Source organism: Polaribacter litoreus (assembly GCF_054584775.1).
This window is the reverse complement of record NZ_JBTLRD010000063.1, coordinates 1-1,996: the sequence shown is the minus strand read 5'-3', so window position 1 is coordinate 1,996 and position 1,996 is coordinate 1. Positions and strand designations below refer to the sequence as shown.

At 27.0% G+C, this 1,996-nt stretch carries 3 protein-coding genes; all 3 read left to right on the top strand.

The window, feature by feature from the left end; genetic code table 11:
• The first annotated feature begins 102 nt into the window (after nucleotides 1–102).
• The 3 genes from ACW9UN_RS17085 (at nucleotide 103) to relB (ending at nucleotide 1,790) form a co-directional block, all read left to right on the top strand.
• Nucleotides 103–909 (top strand): DUF2971 domain-containing protein, encoded by an 807-nt coding sequence (locus ACW9UN_RS17085; protein ID WP_459487579.1) that lies wholly within the window; start codon nucleotides 103–105, stop codon nucleotides 907–909.
• Nucleotides 910–1,128: 219 nt separating this feature from the next.
• Entirely contained in the window at nucleotides 1,129–1,476 is a 348-nt protein-coding gene (locus tag ACW9UN_RS17080) for a type II toxin-antitoxin system RelE/ParE family toxin (protein WP_459487578.1), read from the top strand.
• Complete coding sequence (gene relB / locus ACW9UN_RS17075) at nucleotides 1,473–1,790, top strand: type II toxin-antitoxin system RelB family anti-toxin (RefSeq protein ID WP_459487577.1); 318 nt, start codon at nucleotides 1,473–1,475, stop codon at nucleotides 1,788–1,790. Before ACW9UN_RS17080 ends, relB begins: the two co-directional genes overlap by 4 nt.
• Nucleotides 1,791–1,996 lie beyond the last annotated feature (206 nt).

Genomic DNA, 1,996 nt, shown 5'->3' with positions numbered 1-1,996 from the left:
CGGAAACGCTAAAGTTTTAGTCTAAATAGCTTTTTTTTCGCTAAATTTACGCAACAAATAATACACCAAAACGTTGGGCACTATTACAAACTGAAAGTAAAAATGGAAAAAATCGTAATAGATTTAAAAACTGAAATATTATTTGATAACAACGATTGGAAAGTATTTAAAGAGGGAAAGCTTGAAAAAACTGAAACGAAAAGCTTGTTTAAATATTTTTCTTTAAATAAATTTAGTTTAGATTCATTGGAAAATAATTATGTTTATTTAAGTAATCCAAAAGATTTCAATGACCCATTTGACTGTAACAGAAATTTAATTATTGAAAAGCAAAAAGAAATTAAAGACTTGGAATATGTTGAAAGTCTAAATGACATATCAGAAATTGGTATTTGTAGTTTTTCAGAAAATGGAATTGAACCATTATTATGGAGTCATTATGCAAATTCATATCGTGGATTTTGTCTAAAATTTAAACCTGAATTTTTAATCAAAAAAAACCTTGAATTTGCAAAACTTAAAAAAGTAATTTATGCAAAAGAACCAAGGTCTATTTCTTTAAAATCTAATTTTGCTAAATATTATCAATATATTTTAAAACTAGAAAACTGGAATTATGAGAATGAATGGAGATTGTTATTTCAAAATCCTTCTCAAATTGAAAATAAATATCATTTTAATGAAAATTGTATTGAAGAAATTTCAATTGGTTATAAGTTTATGGAACCAAGAAATAATGAGGAACGAGAACTAAAAAACAAATTTGATAAACTTCGGAAAGATAAATTTAAAAATGTGCCATTATATACAGTTGGACCAAATAACACAAAACTTGAATTACAAAAGCTGAGACTTCTAGAAGGAACAAAAGAAGATGCGATTGAAATGATTAGGAAAATATTTAAATAAACAGTGCCCAACACCGTATATAATTTATTGCTAGTTCTAGCCTACTTACGAAAATCCTCTCGGATTTTCTATTCGGTTTTTATTTGCTAAATTAGTTGCTTAAAACACGCAACAAACCATATACAACAACGTTGTGTATAATGCGAAAAAAAATTCAGTTATAAAATTAAACTTGTTTACTAAAAAGGAAACTTATATCTTTGTATTAAACAAATATGAATGATAGAAAAATTTAAAGTTGAGTTCCTTAAAGAAGTTTTTGAATTTCTTGATGAATTGGACGAGAAGGCACGAGAAAAAATACTTTTCAATATTGACAAAGCAAAAGTCAAATCCGACAATACACTTTTTAAAAAACTGACTTCAGATATTTGGGAATTTCGGACATTGTTTAATAAAAAACAGTATCGTCTTTTTGCATTTTGGAATAAAACTGACAAGAAAGTGACAATTGTTATTGCAACTCACGGAATAATAAAGAAAACTCAAAAAACACCTAAAAAGGAGATTGACAAAGCAACCGAATTAATGAAAAAATACTTTGAATTTAAAAACAAAAAGAAATGAAAACATATACACTCGATGAAGTAAAAGACAAATATATTGGTAAAAAAGGAACTTATGAAAGAGATTCTTACGAAAACGAATTACGACTTGACCTAATTGGAGAAGCAATTAGACAAGCACGAAAAGACCGAAAATTAACACAGACTCAACTTGGAGAACTTATTGGAGTAAAAAAAGCTCAAATTTCTAAAATTGAAAACAATTTAACTGACGCAAGATTTGAAACAATTTTGAAAGTTTTTAGAGCCTTAAATGCTAAAATTAATTTTAATGTAGAATTATTGAATCAAAAAATGGATTTAGCAACTGAATAAAGCACTATACACAACACAGTATAAAATTAATTGCTGGTTTTAGCCAGTTAACGAAAGTCCTCGCGGACTTTCTATCTGTGATTTATTTGCTAAATTTAGTGCTTAAAGCACGCAACTAATATTATACAAAAACGTTGTAAATAATAGTGGAAAACACTCAGAAACGTGAAAATTTGAATTTCCAAAATGTCTGAATTTAGTTGTTC